The following is an 18,404-nucleotide window of genomic DNA, read 5'->3' as shown; positions in this document are numbered from 1 at the left end:
ATCAGAGACAATACGCAGTGTCCGGGTGAAAATCACAGGAAACGGCAATAATTTCCAGCCCATAAAGCATGGGCGACTGAATTAATGAGAAAATGTGCTCAGAGTGTCAACTCTACATCTTAAGGTTGGTAGAGTGACGGCGCCACTATGGCTGACTTAAGCTCTCTTCCAAAGCAAAAGCCGCGCCCGAAGGCGCGGCTTCCGTATTCTAGTTTAGGCAACATTAATGAGACAAAATGCTCATTCCAGACAGGGTCGACGAAATTTTGTCAGCAAGCGACGTAGTTCCGCCCGAAACCGAGGTTAGCACGGCAATGCCGAGGCCAACGACTGCTGCGGTCAGCACGACCCAGTCTACGGTTACGGCGCCGTCTTCGTCGGCTTTAAAGGTTTTGATCATCTCAAAAAGCTTCATTGTACTTTCCTTTTACTAGCTAAATAACGCAAACCCTGAGGCCTTAGTGAGACATGATGCTCATGCCCGACAGCGTGGACGAGATTTTGTCGGCCAGCGAAGTGGTGCCGCCGGATACCGAAGTCAGTACGGCAATGCCGAGGCCAACGACTGCTGCGGTCAGCACGACCCAGTCTACGGTTACAGCGCCGTCTTCGTCGGCTTTGAAGGTTTTGATCATCTCGAACAGTTTCATAATATCTTCCTCAGGTTGGGCGTTCAGGATTTGTGAACGTTATACGAGAGATCTCCCGCATTTCGCTCATCATGGCAACAATAAGCCTTTGGAATAAGGCGAGAATTGGGCGGGTTTCGTACGTTTTCTCGCTTCGAGTGAATTTTTTTTCACACACTTCGTAATACATTGTTAATACTAATTAAATTGGAAGGTTGCGTGAGGGAGGCTCTGTGTGCTTTTGGCTGAATATTGTGTCGAACTTCCTGAAATTCAGGAAAAACTAGCGCTTTTTTCCGCAATCTGCGAGAAGTGAATCAGTTAACGAGATAGAGCAGAGAACCGCAAAATGCGGCTACTAACGTATACCGGAGCCCTCTGGGCGCTTGGTTTGGCTGGAGTTGCCCTTGCGCAGGAAACTCCACCGCCATTCCCAGAGTTCACATTCAAACGCGTCACTGTCCCACAGGCCGGTGCGGGCAAGCGGCTGACCGTTCAGATCGATCCCGAGGAACAGGCTGCAGCCCTTGCGGTTCCAGAAAAAGCGAGTTCTGAACCTGCAGCGGAAACCGAGTTTTCTCTGCCCGCCCCGACCGAATGGGATTGGTTCTGGCAAGACGTGTCTCCGAAGCTGTCCGATACCGGTCCCGCGAACATCCAAAAAGCCATCAGCGCGATCGCGCAACGTGAGGAAATCGCCAAGCCCAGATTGCAGCATCTGCAGGATATTGCACGCGCGCATGGACCTGAGATCCTGCGCGTCACCGTTGGGACGCCGGTCTCGCCGGCTCTGGTGGTTGCTTTAATCTCGGTCGAAAGCGCGGGACGTGAACAGGCCATTAGCGAAGCCGGGGCAGAGGGGCTGATGCAATTAATTCCGGCCACCGCCGAACGGTTCGGCGTGACTGACAGCACGGACCCAGCCCAGAACATCAAAGGTGGCGTGGCCTATTTGGAATGGCTGATCACGCATTTCAAAGGCGATCCGATCTTCGCACTGGCCGGATATAACGCGGGCGAAAATGCGGTGACCCAGCATGGCGGAATCCCCCCATATGCCGAAACCCGCGCTTATGTGCCCAAAGTATTGGTCGCGTGGCATGTCGCGCGTGGGTTGTGTTTGACGCCACCCGAGCTATTAACGGATGGCTGTGTGTTTGCGGTAATGGGGGCCTCCTCGAATGGGTGACAAGATCGACACAAAACCCTTGGTTTTGGACATTGATGGGACTTTCCTGCGCACTGATATCCTGTTCGAGTGCTTCTGGGCTGCCTTGGGCAAGGATCCCATTCGTGCTCTGAAGGTCAGCTTTCTGAACCTGAAGCAGCCCGCGCGTTTGAAGGCCGAACTGGCTGAGATCGCGAACCTGCGCACGGATCTACTTCCGGTCGAGCCCGAGGTTGCCCAGCTGGCAGAACAGGCCAAATCCGAGGGGCGCGAGGTTATCTTGGCCTCTGCCTCGCACCAGCCCCTGGTCGAGCAACTGGCCCGCGACCACGATCTATCGCCGCGTGTCTTCGCCTCGGACGGGCAGACCAACCTGAAAGGCGACCGGAAGGCCGCCGCCTTGGTCGAAACCTTCGGTGCGCAAGGGTTTGACTATGCCGGCAACGCTCCCGTCGATCGCGCGATCTGGTCCAAATCGGACCATGCCATTGTCGTCGGCGATACTGCCTCTGCCCGTCAGATCGAGGCTCGGGGGCAGTCTCTTACGCGGATCAAGGGCGGCTGGGGAATGGGCGATGTGCTACGGAGTTTCCGACCGCATCAATGGGTTAAGAACGTCCTGCTGCTTCTGCCGATGATTGCGGGCCATGCGTTTGACATGCCCACGCTGGTCGCAGCACTGCTTGGGATTGTTGCGTTCTCGGCCGCTGCCTCGTCGATCTATCTGGTGAATGACCTGCTGGATCTCGAGGCCGACCGCCTGCATGTGAAAAAGAAAAACCGCCCCTTCGCGTCCGGTGCCGTCCCAATCCAGACCGGCATGCTGTGTTTCGTGCTTCTCTCCTCCATTGCCTTGGGGGTGGCCGCAGCCCTGTCTTGGACCTTCCTAGGGGTGGTCGCATTCTATATGGCGATGTCGCTGGCCTATTCGCTGAAGCTCAAGCGGATGCGGTGGATCGATATTGCGGTGCTGGCGTCGCTCTACACGCTGCGCGTTGTCGCCGGTGCGACGGCGACCGGGATATATATTTCAGGCTATCTTCTGGTCTTCATTTTTCCGGTGTTTCTTGCCCTTGGCTGCGTGAAACGCCTGACCGAGCTGACCTTGGCCACCACCGACGAACGTTTGCCGGGGCGCGGCTATGGCCGTCCGGACCGTCCGGACCTTCTGAACGTCGCAGCCCTAGGTGTGATCGCGGCGCTGGTGGCCTTCTTCCTCTATTCCTTCACCGAGCAAGCCATTGGTCTGTACAAAACCCGCTGGCTGATCTGGGTGGCGGAAATCCCCTTGGCGTGGTGGTTAATCCGCATGGTGTCACTGGGCTGGCATGGCAAGCAGGACTACGACCCGATCGTCTTTGCCATGAAGGACAAACGTGGGATCGGTCTGATCCTGATGACGCTAGCGATCATGTTCTACGCGGCGGGTCTGTGGCAGACATGGTTCGGAGCGCTCTAGGCTCGTGCCCGTGCCTTAGACACGGGCCGCCGATACCAGCATGATGCGCCCCAACGGGCGGATCAGATCGACATCTTTTTGAAGATGAACTCGGGGATATGTCGGATGATCAGCATGATGTAACGCCAGAAAAACGGCGTATAGATCACGTTCTTCTGCTTCTCGACCGCTTTCAGGATGTCCTTGGCCACGGCCTCGGGTGCTGCGACAAGAAACATACCCTCGACGGTCCACGTCATCGCCGTGTCGACGAAGCCCGGCTTTACCGTCACCACGTGACCGCCCGAGCGGGTCAGGCGATTGCGCAAGCCCGACAGATAGGTGGCGAAGCCCGCCTTGGCCGAGCCATAAACATAATTTCCAATCCGTCCGCGATCCCCAGCGACCGAGCCCACGCCAACCACGGTGCCAGCGCCGCGCACTTCGATAATGGGGGCAAGCTGGGTCAGGAAGGTCGCAGGGCCGGTGTGGCTGTCCTTGATCACACCGTCGATCAGGCGGGGATCGGCGTCGATCGCGTCTTGCGGCGGCATTGATCCCACGAAGACGGCGGCGTTAATAACACCCTCCATCTGCTCAGCACGCGCAATGATCGGGCCGAATGTGGCGCTGTCGCGCGCGTCGAACTTCATCGCAACGGCCTCGACCCCGCGCACTGTCAGGTCTGTGGCCGAGCGCTTCAGGTCTTCCATATCCCGACCCGCCAGAATGACGTTGGCGCCTTGATCCGCCACCGCATTGGCAAACGCTCGCGCCATCGAGGACGTCGCCCCCAAAATGATCCAGCACTTCTGTGTCATGACGCACCTCCTGCCGTGCGCAGATCAAGCCGCCGCACCATGTCGGTTTCAAACGCGTGATCAGGGTCGGCTTTGTTCACCGCCTTCACCCAATCACCATGTTCTGGATACATCGCTTTGATCGCAGGGCCCGTGGCCAACGCATCCTTGGCCAGATACAGCCGTCCGCCAGCGTCGACGGTCATGTCTTCCAGCATCCCGATCAGCTCGGGCGCGGCGTCCCGGGCTGGGAAGTCGACGGCCAGCGTATACCCCTCCATCGGAAAGCTCAGTGGACCCGCACGTCCCGGTCCCATACGTTTCAGCACAGCCAGAGGCGAGGCGAGGCCCGCCCCGGCGATCTCGGCCAACATTGCTTTCAACGCGTCCGCCTGATCCAGCGGGACAACGTTTTGGAACTGATAAAACCCGCGCTTGCCATAGAGGCGGTTCCAGTCGTGGATCTTGTCCAGTGGGAAGAAGAATTCGTCGATCCGCTTGACCGACGACCGGCCAGAGGTCGGAACGCGCCGGTAATAGGCGTTGTTGAATGTTCGTACGATCGGGCCGGATAGCGCGAAGTTGGGCGCATTCATGGGTACAGATTTCGACGGTTTGGCTTTGGGCAATAGCCCTGCGGCCAGCTCGGCTTCTTCGACAACGCCACGCCCAAGGCTGGCCCCCGTGGCAGTGGCGTCGATCCAGCCCACGCAATAGCTGGCTTGGCTCGCGTCCAGCAGGGCCAGATGCGCGTCCCAGTTCTCGGCGCGTTGTTCGGTGACCATCATCACGTCGCCGGGGCAGGGTTTCAACTGCAGTTTCGCCTCGGCAATCACACCGGTCTGCCCGATCCCGCCCATCGTGGCGCGGAACAGCCCCGCGTTGCGATCCGGCGTGGCAACTGTGCGCTTTTCGCCGTTCAGCAAAGTGACCGACAGCACGTGCTGCCCAAAGCTGCCTTCCTTGTGATGGTTTTTGCCATGCACGTCCTGTGCGATGCAGCCGCCGACAGTGGCAAAGCCGGTGCCGGGCATGACGGCGGGCAGCCAGCCTTGCGGGGCGAAGATGTTGGCAAGCGTGGTGATTGTCACGCCCGCCTCGACCGTGACAATCCCTGTCCCGGCGTCGAAATCCAGAATGCGGTTCATCCGCGTCATGTCGATGGCGCGGCCCCCGTCATTCAAGGGCGCATCGCCGTAGGAGCGGCAGTTTCCAATCGCCGGGCAGATGGTATCTGCCAAGGTGTTTTTCAGCGTGCTGGCACGTTCAGGCCGTGCCAGTTCCGCCGTGGCTGTGCGCACGCGGCCCCAGCCTGAATACTCAGTTGTTTTCCAAACCATGTTGATGTCTCAGTGAAATTCTCTCGGCGAGGGGAAAGACCAGAAGGCCGATCCCGATCGCAAACCAAAGTGTTGTTACGCGGATGATGGCGGTTGCGGGCAGGCTGGTTTCAAGCGGCACACCTTCAAGCGCTAGAAGGGCGATCATTGCGGCCTCGGCCCCTCCGACACCACCGGGGGCGCCTGTCAGTCCGCCAGCCAGTGTTGAAAAGACGAAGATGGCGACCGCTTTTGAAAATCCGATATCGGCACCCATCCACATCAGAAGCAGGTGGAAGGCATAGCCCTCGGCAATCCAGCCGATGACGCCAATCAGGGCTGCAATGGCAATCAGAGTGGGGGACGTGAAGGCCGCGAGCGACCCAGCCGCGCGGCGCAGCTTGGCCCAGAGGCGCGAAAACCGGCCCGTCAGGCGGTGGCCCAGCGTGGCGAAGCCCGCCAGAAGGCGAGGGCGGGTCGCAGCGAAGGCGGCGATCAGCGCCAAAAAGGTGACGGGCAAGCCACCCGCGATGCCGGTGGCCGAGAAGGCCAGCGCCAGACCAAGGATCAACGCCATCGCAGTCAGGTCCGAGGCGCGGTCGATCAAGACCAAGGGCGCGGTGCGTTCAAAGCTCCAACCGGTTTCGCGACGCAGCCAGCGCATCCGCACCAGCTCGCCCACGCGGCCGGGGGTGACAGACATGGCAAAGCCGCCAAGGAAATGGCGCAAATCCTGCATCAGCCCAGTGGGCAGGCCAAGTTTGCGTGCAAAGACGTGCCAGCGCAGGCCACGGAACAGATAATTTACAAGGCTGAGCGCCAGAAGGATGGCGAATTGGCCCCATGACAGTTTCATCAACTGCGCACGGGTTTCTTCCCAGCCGGTCGCCGCGGCCAGTCCAATCAGACCTGCCAGCACCAGCCCGAATAGGCCCAGCAGAACAAGCGTATCCCGCAGCCGTTTGTTGGCGGCGGGGCGGGTCGATTGTTTCCCTTGGGTGGACGATGCCATGTTTGCGCTGCTCATTGTCATTGCCCGACTTATGGCCGGGGATTGAGGCGAGATTATGAAAGCAGCACAGCAATTACGAGGGGAAAAGTTGGGCAAATCGCGCAGGCCAGACTTAGTTGGGCGTTAGGCGTAACAGACGCCCCCGGCGTCCGTCCTCAAGCACCCACAGGGCACCATCCGGCCCCTGTTCAACCTCGCGCACGCGTTCGTCCCAGCTGTAGCGTTCCAGCTCTTGCGCGCCGTCATTATTCAAAGACACCCGGATTAGGGCGCGACTGACGAGGCCTCCGATCAGCGCCTGACGTTGCCAGTCGGGAAACAGGCCGTCAGACCAGATCACCAGCCCAGAGGGTGCGATGCTGGGAATCCAGGCGGCCTTGGGGGCGGTCAGGTCTGGTCGGGTGTCGTGGTTGGGGATCCTGAATCCGCTATAGTGATTGCCTTCGGACACCAGAGGCCAACCATAGTTGCGGCCTGGCTGGATCAGGTTCAGCTCGTCCCCGTGTCGCGGCCCCATCTCATGCGCCCATAGCTGCCCTTTGACGTCAAAGGCGATGCCCAGCGAATTGCGATGGCCCAGCGTCCAGAAGGTCTTGGCGAGGTCCCCGTGGTCCTGAAATGGGTTATCCGCTGGGACCGAGCCGTCATCGTTCAAGCGAATGAGTTTGCCCAACGCCTGCGTCATGTCCTGTGCCGGCTCCATTTCCTGCCGGTCGCCTGAAGTGATGAACAGCTTGCCCGCATGCGGCCCACCCGCCGGTCCAAATGCCAATCGGTGCGAGAAATGCCCGCGCCCAGAATAGGCAGGGAACTGGCGCCAGATCTCTTCATGGTCGGTTAGTTTGGGCTCTGCGGACAGGTCCAAACGCGCGCGGATTACCACGGCTTGCCGTGTGCCGGGTTGGTCGCCCTTGTCCACATAAGACAGATAAATCAGATCATTATCGGCGAAATCGGGATGCGGTACCACATCCCCCAAACCGCCTTGCCCCCCATCCAAAACGCGTGGCACACCGGCGACCTGAAAGCGCGCACCATCTTGTCCGACCAGCCACAGCCGGCCCGGCTTGGTGGTCACCAAAAGCTGCCCGTTAGGTAGGAATGTCATGGCCCACGGGTGATTGAAATGTGTGATGCTTCGAGCTTCCAGCCGTCCGCCCTGATCACCGTCGATCTGAAAAGCTGTCGCCGCAACGGGGAGCAGAAAGAGGCCAAGACAAGCGGCGCAGAAGGCAATAAGACGGTTCATTTCACACCAAGGGTTAGCAAAAACTGATGGGTGAATGATGAACGCCAATGCGTGATTTACCCAAGTCAAAAAGACGAGAGCGCATAAAAAAGCCCCCGTGAAGGGGGCTTTTCAAAGTTGTTTGATCGCTTAGTTGACGATGGTCGCCTCGGTCGCGGCGCGTAGCTCGTCTTCGGTCACGCCATCGGCGGTCTCGACGATTTTCAGGCCACCTTCGACCACATCCAGCACACCCAGATTGGTGATGATGCGGTCCACGACCGACTTGCCAGTCAGGGGCAGGGTGCATTCTTTCAGCACTTTCGAGTCGCCATGCTTGTTGGTGTGATCCATCACGACCACCACACGGCCAACACCGGCCACAAGATCCATCGCGCCGCCCATGCCTTTCACCAGCTTGCCGGGGATCATCCAGTTGGCCAGATCGCCGTTTTCAGCAACTTCCATCGCGCCCAGAATGGCCATGGCGATCTTGCCGCCACGGATCATGCCGAAGCTCATCGAGCTGTCGAAATAGGCGGTCTGGGGCAGTTCGGTGATGGTCTGCTTGCCTGCGTTGATCAGGTCGGCGTCGATCTCGTCTTCGGTCGGGAAGGGGCCCATGCCCAGCATGCCGTTTTCCGACTGCAGCGTCACGGTGACGCCTTCTGGGATGTAGTTCGATACCAGCGTTGGGATGCCGATGCCGAGGTTCACATACCAACCGTCTTGCAGTTCCTGTGCCGCGCGGGCGGCCATTTGATTGCGGTCCCAAGCCATGTCTTAAGCCTCCCGGATGGTGCGTTGTTCGATGCGCTTCTCGTGCTCGCCCTGAATGATGCGATGCACGTAGATGCCCGGCAGATGGATCGAATCCGGATCCAGCGAGCCGGTCGGCACAATCTCTTCCACCTCGACCACGCAGGTCTTGCCGCACATGGCCGCCGGCGGATTGAAGTTGCGGGCGGTCTTGCGGAAGACCAGGTTGCCGGTCTCGTCGGCTTTCCAGGCTTTCACGATGGACAGATCGGCAAAGATGCCTTCTTCCATGATGTAAGTCTCGGCTTCGCCGTTCGGGCCGGTGGGGAAATCTTTGTGTTCCTTGCCCTCGGCGATCACGGTGCCCACGCCGGTCTTGGTGTAGAAGCCGGGGATGCCGTGACCGGCTGCGCGCATACGCTCGGCCAGAGTGCCCTGCGGGTTGAATTCCAGCTCAAGCTCGCCCGACAGGTACTGGCGCATGAACTCGGCATTTTCGCCCACATAGGACGAGATCATTTTGCGGACCTGCTTGGTCTGCAGCAGGATGCCAATGCCGAAATCATCAACGCCAGCGTTGTTCGAGGCGAAGGTCAGATCCTTCACGCCGCTTTCCTTGATGGCTTCCAGCAGAAGCTCGGGGATGCCGCACAGGCCAAAGCCGCCGGCGGCAATCAGCATGTCGTCCGACAGAAGCCCGTCCAGAGCTTCGGCGGCGCTGCCATATACCTTGTTCATGAAAGTTCCCTCTCGTCTATTTCGCTGCTTTTCTGGCGAAGGGGAGGGACGGAGTCAACGAAACAGGGCGGTTTTACAGGGGCGAAGGTATTTCTACCTACCAGACTACGTAGCGCGAGTTTCTAGCCTGCAAGCGCCACGACAAGCGCGTGCGCTGCCATGTAGATCACGATCAGCGACCCGATGGTATAGAACGTCGCCCGGACTTCGTGTGTCTGCTTGGTGGCATAGGCGACGAAATGGGCCAGACGCGCCGCGACAAAACCAAACATTAGCAGTTGCGCCATAAGCAGGCTGGGATCGGTCACCACGAACAGAAGGCCTGCGATCAGGAACCCGGGGATGTTTTCAAGATCATTTCGGTGCATGCGTCGCGACCGGTCGACATAGTCGTTCACCTCCAGCTGTTCTGGGCGCGGGTCGGTATTCAGGATGCCTTTTTGCAGGTCTTCCGGGCTGGCAAGGCCGCTGTTGCTTTTCATCATCCGATAGACTGTCATCCAGCCCTGCCCCATGAGCTTAAGCACCATGAGCGCTGCCGCGATTACGTAGGTCTCAAATACGGGGTTCGTTAAATCCAGCATGTCCAATCCATCCCTGAAGTACGGCGTTGACCCGGCGCAATTGCCAAGCGCCGGGTCAACGATAGGGACAAATTCAAAGTGAGGCAAATTGCGGTGCGGAACCGGGTTGGTGACCCGGCTCCTGCTGTTCAGCTTGCCTTCTTCTTGGCTGCGACTTTTTTCTTTGGCGCCGCTTTCTTACGGGCGGGCTTTTTCTTGGCGGCTTTTTCCGAGATCCAGCCCACGGCCATTTCCATGGTGACGTCAGCGGGGGCGACCTCTTTCGGAATGGTGGCGTTGACCTTGCCCCATTTCACGTAAGGCCCATAGCGCCCGTCCAACACGTTCACAGGTCCACCCTCTTCCGGGTGTTCGCCCAGTTCTTTCAAGGGTTTGGCAGCCGCAGCCCCACGACGGCCCGGGTTGGCCCGCTTGTCGGCCAGCAGTTCGACCGCGTGGTTCATGCCCACGTCGAACATCTCGGTCCATTGCTTGAGGCTCACGTAAACCGGCTTTTCGTCATCCGGGAACTTGTGCATCAGGTAGGGACCAAACCGGCCAAGGTTCGCAGTGATGCGGCCACCCTCCGGGTGGTCGCCCACATGGCGCGGCAGCGACAGAAGCTGCAGTGCGCGTTCCAGATCGGTTTCCTCTTTCGGCCAGCCGCCATTGCGGGCTTGCGGCAGGGACGTCCGCTTGGGGCGCTTGTTTTCCGGTGTGGCTTCTCCGCGCTGCACATAGGGGCCATAGCGGCCATCCTTCAGCCAGATCTCGTCATCACCATCGGTGCCCAAAAGCTTCTCTTCGCCTTCCGCGCCTTCACCGGCGATCGGGCGGGTGTAGTTACACTCCGGATAGTTGCCGCAGCCCACGAACCCGCCGGTGCGCGAGGTCTTCAGGTGCAATTGACCGGTGCCGCATTTCGGGCAGATACGTGGATCGGTGCCGTCTTCACGCGGGGGATAAAGCTGAGGGGCGAGGGCCGCGTCCAACTTGTCCAGTACCTCTGAAATGCGCAGCTCGGACGTCTCGGCAATCGCGGCAGAGAAATCTCGCCAGAAGCGCGCCAGCACTTCCTTGTAGTCCATGTCGCCCGCCGAAATCTCGTCGAGCTCCTCTTCCAAATTCGCGGTGAACTCATAGCCTACGTACTGGCGGAAGAAGTTCATCAAGAAGATGGTCACGATCCGGCCCTTATCCTCGGGGAACAGGCGGTTCTTGTCTTTGCGAACGTACTCGCGGTCCTGAATGGTGGTGATCACCGACGCATAGGTCGAGGGGCGGCCGATGCCCAGCTCTTCCATGCGTTTGACCAGCGTCGCCTCGGTGTAGCGGGGCGGGGGCTGGGTGAAGTGCTGTTCGGGCGAAATGGTCTTCTTGTCAGCCTTCTCGCCTTCCATGATTTGCGGCAGACGCTTGTCGTCATCGTCCACCACCTGATCGTCACGGCCCTCTTCGTAGACCTTCAGGAAGCCTTCGAAGACGACAACCTGACCGGTGGCGCGCAGCACCACTTGGCCATCGTTCGAGCCGACATCCACACTGGTGCGCTCGAACCGGGCGCTTTCCATCTGGCTGGCCAGCGTCCGCTTCCAAATCAGGTCGTAAAGTTTGCGCTGATCGGGTTCAAGTTTCGCCAGATCGCTGCCGGAGACGGTCATATCCGTCGGGCGGATACATTCGTGCGCTTCCTGCGCGTTCTTGGCTTTGTTCTTGTAAATCCGCGGGGAGGCCGGGATGAAGTCCTTGCCATAGCGGTCGGAAATGGCGTCACGCGCAGCCGCCACAGCCTCGGGGGCCATATCGATCCCGTCGGTCCGCATATAGGTGATATAGCCCGCCTCATAGAGGCGCTGGGCGGTCGACATGGTCTGACGTGCACCGAAGCCGAACTTGCGGCTGGCTTCCTGCTGCAGGGTCGAGGTCATGAAGGGCGGCGAAGGGTTGCGGGTCGCAGGCTTCGCTTCCACCGACTGAACCGACAGATCGCGCGAGGTGATGGCCTGCACGGCCAATTCGGCAGCGGTTTCGTTTTCAAGGTCGTACCGGTCGAGCTTTTGGCCCCCCAGAACCGTCAGACGGGCCTCGAAGTCTTTTCCGCGCGGCGTTTGAAGAAGCGCCTTAACCGACCAGTATTCACGGGCGTTGAACGCCTCGATCTCTTCTTCCCGCTCTACGATCAGACGCAGGCACACTGATTGCACGCGTCCGGCCGAGCGTGCGCCGGGCAGTTTGCGCCACAGAACCGGCGACAGGTTGAACCCCACCAGATAGTCCAGTGCACGGCGGGCCAGATAGGCCTCGACCAGATCGCTGTCCACATCGCGCGGGTTCTGCATCGCCTCGGTCACGGCGGATTTGGTGATCGCGTTGAAAACCACACGGCTGACCGGTGTGTCTTTCTTGACGGCTCGACGCTTGCGCAAAGCTTCTTCCAAGTGCCACGAAATCGCTTCTCCTTCGCGATCGGGGTCGGTGGCGAGGATCAGGTTGTTGTCGTCCTTCAGGGCCTCGGCAATCGCACGCACATGCTTGGCGCTGTCGCGGCCGACCTCCCATTTCATGGCAAATTCGTTGTCGGTGTCGACCGAACCATCCTTGGGCGGCAGGTCGCGCACGTGCCCGTAAGATGCAAGCACCGTGTAGTCCGAGCCAAGGTATTTGTTGATGGTCTTGGCTTTGGCCGGGCTTTCAACGACGACTACGGGCATGAACTTCCTCTCGACTCATTCAGGCTGCGCAATACCAGCCTTGCTCTGGGGGCGTTAGATGGGTCGGGAAGGGGCAGCTTGTCAATGGGCACTCTTCTTATATAGGGGCGCATTTCGTCACGCCCCCGTAGGGGGCGGAAAGTTGTGGGCGTTTTTAGGGGGCGGATGGAACAGATGTGGAACATGCTCTTCCCCTGTGGCGATGGCGTTGCTAAGAAGAGCAGATGAGCAGCACCGACGACGACAAACTTTTTGATAAATCTACCGAAGACTGGGCGGGGGCCGAAAAGCCTCGGCGCGTGCAAGGAGGGGGAGCGCGCGTGGGCGCTGTGGGGCGATCGGGTGCGGGTGGGGCCGGCCAAGGTGCCGGTGATCTTGATGACGACCTGATTGATGATTCCGATGACGGGATGAGCACGCCAAACGTACCGCTGTCACAGCGTGCGATGGGTGCGGCTTTGGGGGCTCGCTCAGCACCCTACATGGACGGCTTGAACCCCGCCCAACGCGAGGCGGTCGAGACTCTACACGGCCCTGTTTTGATGCTGGCTGGCGCGGGGACGGGCAAGACCAAAGCCTTGACCACCCGCATCGCGCATCTGCTGACCACCGGGTCCGCGCGAACCAATGAAATCTTGGCCGTGACCTTTACCAACAAGGCTGCGCGCGAGATGAAGGAACGGGTCGCGGGGCTGCTGGGGCAGACGGTAGAGGGCATGCCGTGGATGGGCACCTTCCACTCGATCTGCGTGAAGCTGTTGCGCCGGCACGCCGAGCTTGTGGGGCTGAAAACCAACTTCACCATTCTGGATACGGACGACCAGATCCGGCTGCTGAAACAGCTGATCGTGGCCAACAATATTGACGAAAAACGCTGGCCCGCGCGGCTGTTGTCGGGCGTGATCGACAATTGGAAAAACCGGGCGTGGACACCGGAAACGCTGCCCACGTCCGAGGCGCAGGCGTTTAATGGCCGCGGGCCAGAACTCTATGCCCAATATCAGGAACGTCTGAAGACGCTGAATGCCTGTGATTTCGGTGATCTGCTGCTGCACATGGTCACGATTTTCCAGCGGCACGACGACATTCTGGCCAAGTATCAAAGCTGGTTCAAATACATCCTCGTGGACGAGTACCAAGATACGAACGTCGCCCAATACCTCTGGCTGCGCCTGCTCGCTGCGGGGCATAAAAACATCTGCTGCGTGGGCGATGACGACCAGTCGATCTATGGCTGGCGCGGGGCCGAGGTCGGCAATATCCTGCGGTTTGAAAAGGATTTTCCCGGCGCGAAGGTGGTGCGGCTGGAGCAGAACTATCGCTCGACCGCGCATATTCTGGCGGCCGCGTCCGGCGTGATCGCGGGCAACGCGGATCGTCTGGGCAAAGAGCTGTGGACCGAGGCCGAAGGCGGCGAGAAGGTGCGCCTGATCGGTCACTGGGACGGCGACGAGGAAGCGCGCTGGGTCGGTGAAGAAATCGAGGCGATGCAATCGGGTACACGGGGCAGGGCGGGGATGTCGCTGGATGACATGGCAATCCTTGTTCGCGCGTCGCACCAAATGCGCGCCTTCGAAGACCGCTTCCTGACCATAGGCTTGCCCTATCGCGTCATTGGCGGTCCGCGCTTCTATGAACGGCTCGAAATCCGCGATGCGATGGCCTATTTCCGGCTCGCCGTCAGCCAAGATGACGATCTGGCATTTGAACGCATCGTCAACACGCCGCGCCGTGGCTTGGGCGACAAAGCTGTCCAGACCATCCAGATGCTCGCCCGCACCAACGGCGTCTCGCTGGTCGAAGGCGCGCGGATTGCGGTGGAAAGCGGGGCGATCAAGGGCAAAGGCGGCAAGGGGCTGGCCGAGCTGGTTGGGAACCTCGACCGTTGGTTCAACCAACTGCGCGCCGAGGAAGACACCCATATCGAATTGGCCGAGATGATCCTTGAGGAATCCGGCTACACAACGATGTGGCTGAACGACAAGACGCCCGAAGCGCCGGGGCGGCTAGAGAACCTCAAGGAACTGGTGAAGGCGCTGGAAAGCTTTGAAAACCTTCAAGGATTCCTCGAACATGTCAGCCTGATCATGGACAATGACACGGACGATGCGGAAGAGAAGGTCACGATCATGACCCTGCACGGTGCCAAAGGGTTGGAGTATCCCGCCGTGTTCCTGCCGGGCTGGGAAGACGGGCTGTTCCCGTCTCAGCGCTCGATGGATGAAAGCGGACTGAAGGGGCTCGAGGAAGAACGGCGGCTGGCCTATGTGGGCATTACGCGGGCCGAGGAGGTCTGCACGATCTCTTTCGCCGCCAACCGCCGCGTTTACGGCCAGTGGCAGTCGCAGCTGCCCTCACGCTTTGTCGATGAGCTGCCCGAGGACCACGTGGAAGTTCTGACGGCACCGGGTCTCTATGGCGGTGGCTATGGCGGCATGTCAGGAGATTTCGGTGGGCAATCTCCGCTGGAAGACAAGGCCAGCCGCGCGGACGCTTATAATTCGCCCGGTTGGAAGCGGATGCAGGCGCAGGGTAATCTGCGCGCGAAACCCGCCCAGAACGAAGCGAAGGGCCTTGTGATCGACGCGACCGCTGTCTCGTCCTTCACCCAAGGCGACCGCGTGTTCCACACCAAGTTCGGCTATGGCACCGTGATGGGGATCGAGGGCGACAAGTTGGACATTGAATTCGACAAGGCCGGGGCCAAGAAAGTCGTGTCCAAGTTCATCGTCCCAGCCGCGCAAGCAGGCGACGTTCCCTTCTAAACACATCAGACATTCCGAAAAGAAAAACGGCGCCGCTCGGGAGGAGGAGAGCGACGCCGTTTCCTATTTGGTCGGACCTCTGGGAGGAGGAGAGAGGTCCGGCGCTGTGACCTGGGTCGGGAGGAGGTGACCCACGTCAAATCGGGTTGTTCCTGGGAGGAGGGTGGAACGCCCCGAAATTTGGGGGTGCGGTGATGTCAGGGAGGAGGAAGACATCACCGCGACCCGAGGACTGTCTGGGAGGAGGGTGACAGTCCGAAGATTTTGGGCGGCGAGATCAGGGAGGAGGAGAGACCTCGCCGCCATTCAGTTCACCGCCAGGGAGGAGGAAGGCGGGGAACAGAAACTTAGTTGCCGTAAACGGCCATGCGTGCAATCAGGCGGATCGAGCTTCGGTTGATGCCCAGATCTTTCAGCTCGCGATCGCTCAGGCTGCTCAGCTCTTTCACGGTCTGGCGATAGGCTTGACGCGTAGCGAAGTCGTCTTTCCAGCCTGCGATCAAGGCGACGAACCGATCAGCTAGGCTGGCATGAGCCAGAATGATTTCAGATGCGTGTGCCATTGCACGTACTCACTTTTGTTCGCAGATCTCTGCGGGTTGGGTGCCCGTATCGTTGGGCCAAACTCTTCTTGTTAGCGACAACGGTGTCGCTGTGAAGCAAACATGGGGGTAATGCTGCGAATGCACAATACCTTGGAAAAACAAACCCGGCATGCGTCTGGCGCATAGGTAAAATGGCCAATAAAATAGGCATTTAGGCGCAATCAGGCTGTGCGTCGCCCTTAATTGCTGCACAGCAGAAAGATTGGTGTGTTAAGTGCCGTGGGGTAAGTTTTCGTCTTAAAGTTCCTGCGGTGAATTTCGGCACTACTTAATGTGGGGTGTGATGAGCGGACAGGGCCGCTGAAGGCGCGCGAATGATTCTTCGGGGCGTGATCTGACCAACTGATTAGCCCCTTGCGCGCCCGTAGAAATTCGCCAAGTAAAGAGGTCAGGATCAAGGAGGCTTCAATGGCGGATGTAAAAGACAGGATTATGGGCGCGCTGTCGGCAGTGGCGTTGCCGGATGGTGGCGATCTTGTATCGCGCGACATGGTGCGCGCTCTGACAGTCGATGGGGCGGTGGTGCGGTTCGTAATCGAAGCGCAGTCGCCCAAGCAGGCCGCAGGACTAGAGCCACAACGCCGTGCGGCCGAGGCCGCCGTGGCCGATCTGCCGGGGATCGAGAGCGTGTCTGTCATTTTGACGGCCCACGGTGCTGCCCCCGCAAAGCCTGCACCGAATTTGAAGATTGGTGGCCACCCCAAGCCGCAGGCGGGTCCGATGCAAGTGCCGGGCGTGAAGTCGATTGTTGCGATTGCCTCGGGCAAGGGGGGGGTCGGGAAATCCACGCTCAGCTCTAACCTTGCAGTGGCGCTGGCCAAGCAAGGGCGCAAGGTGGGGCTTCTGGATGCCGATATCCTCGGCCCGTCACAGCCGCGCATGATGGGCACAAGCGAGCGGCCCGGATCCCCCGACGGCGACATGTTGACACCGGTCATGGCGCACGGGGTCAAGATGATGTCGATTGGCCTGATGCTGAAATCGGATCGCGAGGCCGTTGTCTGGCGTGGGCCCATGCTGATGGGCGCGTTGCAACAGATGCTGTTCCAAGTCTCGTGGGGGCCGCTTGACGTGCTGCTAATCGATCTGCCGCCCGGAACTGGTGACGTGCAACTGACGCTGGCGCAAAAGGCACAGATCAGCGGAGCGGTCGTGGTCTCGACCCCGCAGGACGTGGCGCTTCTGGATGCGCGCAAAGCCATCGACATGTTTGATAAGGTGAAGGTTCCGATTTTGGGGCTCGTTGAAAACATGTCCTCATATGTTTGCCCTGATTGCGGCCACGAGGCGCATCTGTTCGGTCATGGCGGCGTAAAGGACGAGGCCGCGGCGATTGGTGCGCCCTTCCTTGGGGAAATCCCGCTGTCCTTGGATGTGCGCCTTGCGGGCGACGGCGGTACGCCGATTGCTGCGGGCGAGGGGGCGGTGGCCGATGCCTATGCCAAGCTGGCTCAAGACATGGTGGCGCGCGGGATCGCCTGAGATCTTGGAAATGCAATGACATGAACGCCCGGTGCAGAGAATGCGCCGGGCGTTTTCGCTGGTGAGAGGCCTCCTTTGGGAATTCATGGGTGGGCCGGCTGGGAAATCATGGGCCGAGCCATGGATGTGGGAAAAATCAGGCTGTCCGCCTATGGATTTTCGCGTTGAGCGCGGCTATAACTGCGGCCTGAGCGCACCACTCTCGTAAAAAAGTAAAAAATTTTGGATTTTATGGGAAAAATGATTCTGCGGTGGCAGCACTATATCTTGTGGGTGATTTTGTAAGTTGGCCTACATTCCGCAAAATTTCGCTAGGTATTCTGCATTTGCACTTGAATCTGCGCGATTTTTCTACCGTTGCTCCATGTTCGGTCCCGCAAAAAACTATTGCTTCCCATGAATTCCCAAGTTATCCATGTATTCAAGATGAGGACGGGACAGAAAGGGGCAACAAGACCCCGCTAGACACTCCCAAGTCAGGTTTCATACAGGCCCCCGCTTCATCATACGAAAGAGATCCGGCGCGTACGCGAGCAGACATCCCCCCAGGTGGCGCGCGCAGCTGGGCACCCCCGGAAACGGGACAGGCGGCGGATTGGTCAGTGGCAGCAGATCAATTCGCCGTTTTTATTCCAGCCCCAATCAGGGTTGGCGGGACAGTTGATTAAAGGGGGCCGCGCAAGTGGCACGCAGGTTCAGAGGTGAAAGCCACCATAAGGTGGACGCGAAGGGCAGGGTTTCGATCCCGGCCCTGTTTCGCCGTGTGCTGGAAGCGGGCGACCCTGATTGGACCGACGGTCTGAACCCCAATCTTGTCATTGTATATGGCGACCACCGCCGCAACTATCTGGAAGCTTACACGATCGAGGCTATCGACGAGGTGGACGACCAGATCGCACAGATGCAGCGGGGCTCGATGGAGCGTCGGATGCTGGAGCGTTTGTTCAACGGGCAATCCTTCCCCACAACCGTGGATGAAACTGGCCGTTTGGTGCTGCCCGCGAAGCTGCGTCAGAAGATCGGGTTGGACAAAGAGGCGTTCTTTATCGCCACCGGCGACACGTTCCAGATCTGGAAGCCCGAGACCTATGAAGAGGTCGAGGTCGCCAAAACCGAAGAATGGCTGGACGAACAGCCGGATGATTTTGATGTGCTGTCCCTGTTGGGCGGGCAGGGGGAAGGCTAAA

Annotated in this window: 16 protein-coding genes; 5 read left to right on the top strand and 11 right to left on the bottom strand. The window is 59.4% G+C overall.

Features of this window, described 5'->3' with window-relative positions; translation table 11 throughout:
* Nucleotides 1-223 precede the first annotated feature (223 nt).
* Both G0Q00_RS04315 and G0Q00_RS04310 read right to left on the bottom strand, forming a co-directional pair.
* Entirely contained in the window at nt 224-415 is a 192-nt protein-coding gene (locus tag G0Q00_RS04315; RefSeq protein ID WP_163036718.1) for a Flp family type IVb pilin, read from the bottom strand.
* A gap of 43 nt (nt 416-458) precedes the next feature.
* The gene (locus G0Q00_RS04310) at nt 459-650 is read right to left on the bottom strand and encodes a Flp family type IVb pilin (protein WP_163036716.1); all 192 of its coding nucleotides are present in this window, start codon (nt 648-650) and stop codon (nt 459-461) included.
* A 328-nt stretch (nt 651-978) separates the two neighbouring features.
* Between G0Q00_RS04310 and G0Q00_RS04305 the strand changes: the two genes are divergently transcribed.
* Both G0Q00_RS04305 and G0Q00_RS04300 read left to right on the top strand, forming a co-directional pair.
* Nucleotides 979-1,818, top strand: coding sequence for a lytic transglycosylase domain-containing protein (locus tag G0Q00_RS04305; RefSeq protein WP_163036714.1), 840 nt, complete (start codon nt 979-981; stop codon nt 1,816-1,818).
* Nucleotides 1,811-3,256 carry a UbiA family prenyltransferase gene (locus G0Q00_RS04300; RefSeq protein WP_163036712.1) on the top strand — a complete coding sequence of 482 codons (1,446 nt, stop codon included), beginning with the start codon at nt 1,811-1,813 and terminating at the stop codon, nt 3,254-3,256. Before G0Q00_RS04305 ends, G0Q00_RS04300 begins: the two co-directional genes overlap by 8 nt.
* 62 nt (nt 3,257-3,318) lie before the next feature.
* Here G0Q00_RS04300 and G0Q00_RS04295 read toward each other — a convergent pair whose 3' ends face one another.
* From G0Q00_RS04295 to topA, 8 genes are all read right to left on the bottom strand, one after another.
* On the bottom strand, nt 3,319-4,056 hold the full coding sequence (locus G0Q00_RS04295; protein ID WP_163036710.1) for an SDR family NAD(P)-dependent oxidoreductase: 738 nt from the start codon (nt 4,054-4,056) through the stop codon (nt 3,319-3,321).
* Nucleotides 4,053-5,375: an FAD-binding oxidoreductase gene (locus tag G0Q00_RS04290; protein ID WP_163036708.1), complete on the bottom strand. Its 1,323-nt coding sequence runs from the start codon at nt 5,373-5,375 to the stop codon at nt 4,053-4,055. The genes G0Q00_RS04295 and G0Q00_RS04290 overlap by 4 nt, the downstream gene beginning before the upstream one ends.
* The gene (locus G0Q00_RS04285; RefSeq protein WP_239058318.1) at nt 5,356-6,366 is read right to left on the bottom strand and encodes a lysylphosphatidylglycerol synthase transmembrane domain-containing protein; all 1,011 of its coding nucleotides are present in this window, start codon (nt 6,364-6,366) and stop codon (nt 5,356-5,358) included. The genes G0Q00_RS04290 and G0Q00_RS04285 overlap by 20 nt, the downstream gene beginning before the upstream one ends.
* Before the next feature lie 112 nt (nt 6,367-6,478).
* Nucleotides 6,479-7,615, bottom strand: coding sequence for a PQQ-dependent sugar dehydrogenase (locus G0Q00_RS04280; protein ID WP_163036704.1), 1,137 nt, complete (start codon nt 7,613-7,615; stop codon nt 6,479-6,481).
* A 129-nt stretch (nt 7,616-7,744) separates the two neighbouring features.
* Complete coding sequence (locus G0Q00_RS04275; protein WP_163036702.1) at nt 7,745-8,374, bottom strand: 3-oxoacid CoA-transferase subunit B; 630 nt, start codon at nt 8,372-8,374, stop codon at nt 7,745-7,747.
* Nucleotides 8,375-8,377: 3 nt separating this feature from the next.
* Nucleotides 8,378-9,091 (bottom strand): CoA transferase subunit A, encoded by a 714-nt coding sequence (locus G0Q00_RS04270; protein WP_163036700.1) that lies wholly within the window; start codon nt 9,089-9,091, stop codon nt 8,378-8,380.
* Nucleotides 9,092-9,213: 122 nt separating this feature from the next.
* The gene (locus G0Q00_RS04265) at nt 9,214-9,675 is read right to left on the bottom strand and encodes an MAPEG family protein (protein ID WP_239058317.1); all 462 of its coding nucleotides are present in this window, start codon (nt 9,673-9,675) and stop codon (nt 9,214-9,216) included.
* A gap of 128 nt (nt 9,676-9,803) precedes the next feature.
* Nucleotides 9,804-12,365 carry a type I DNA topoisomerase gene (topA, locus tag G0Q00_RS04260; RefSeq protein ID WP_163036696.1) on the bottom strand — a complete coding sequence of 854 codons (2,562 nt, stop codon included), beginning with the start codon at nt 12,363-12,365 and terminating at the stop codon, nt 9,804-9,806.
* A 410-nt stretch (nt 12,366-12,775) separates the two neighbouring features.
* On the opposite strand from topA, the gene G0Q00_RS04255 reads away from it, so the two are divergent.
* Nucleotides 12,776-15,130 (top strand): ATP-dependent helicase, encoded by a 2,355-nt coding sequence (locus G0Q00_RS04255; protein ID WP_163038296.1) that lies wholly within the window; start codon nt 12,776-12,778, stop codon nt 15,128-15,130.
* Nucleotides 15,131-15,477: 347 nt separating this feature from the next.
* Here G0Q00_RS04255 and G0Q00_RS04250 read toward each other — a convergent pair whose 3' ends face one another.
* Complete coding sequence (locus G0Q00_RS04250) at nt 15,478-15,693, bottom strand: DUF1127 domain-containing protein (RefSeq protein WP_163036694.1); 216 nt, start codon at nt 15,691-15,693, stop codon at nt 15,478-15,480.
* Between the two features lie 450 nt (nt 15,694-16,143).
* On the opposite strand from G0Q00_RS04250, the gene G0Q00_RS04245 reads away from it, so the two are divergent.
* Nucleotides 16,144-17,217, top strand: a complete 1,074-nt coding sequence (locus G0Q00_RS04245; RefSeq protein WP_163036692.1) for an Mrp/NBP35 family ATP-binding protein — start codon at nt 16,144-16,146, stop codon at nt 17,215-17,217.
* A 682-nt stretch (nt 17,218-17,899) separates the two neighbouring features.
* The gene (gene mraZ, locus G0Q00_RS04240) at nt 17,900-18,403 is read left to right on the top strand and encodes a division/cell wall cluster transcriptional repressor MraZ (protein ID WP_163036690.1); all 504 of its coding nucleotides are present in this window, start codon (nt 17,900-17,902) and stop codon (nt 18,401-18,403) included.
* Nucleotide 18,404: the final 1 nt, after the last annotated feature.

This window comes from Aliiroseovarius sp. PrR006 (assembly GCF_010500215.1).
In the GTDB taxonomy this organism is placed as follows: Bacteria; Pseudomonadota; Alphaproteobacteria; order Rhodobacterales; family Rhodobacteraceae; genus Aliiroseovarius.
The sequence above is the reverse complement of the archived record's forward strand: the minus strand, read 5'-3'. Positions and strand labels throughout refer to the sequence as shown.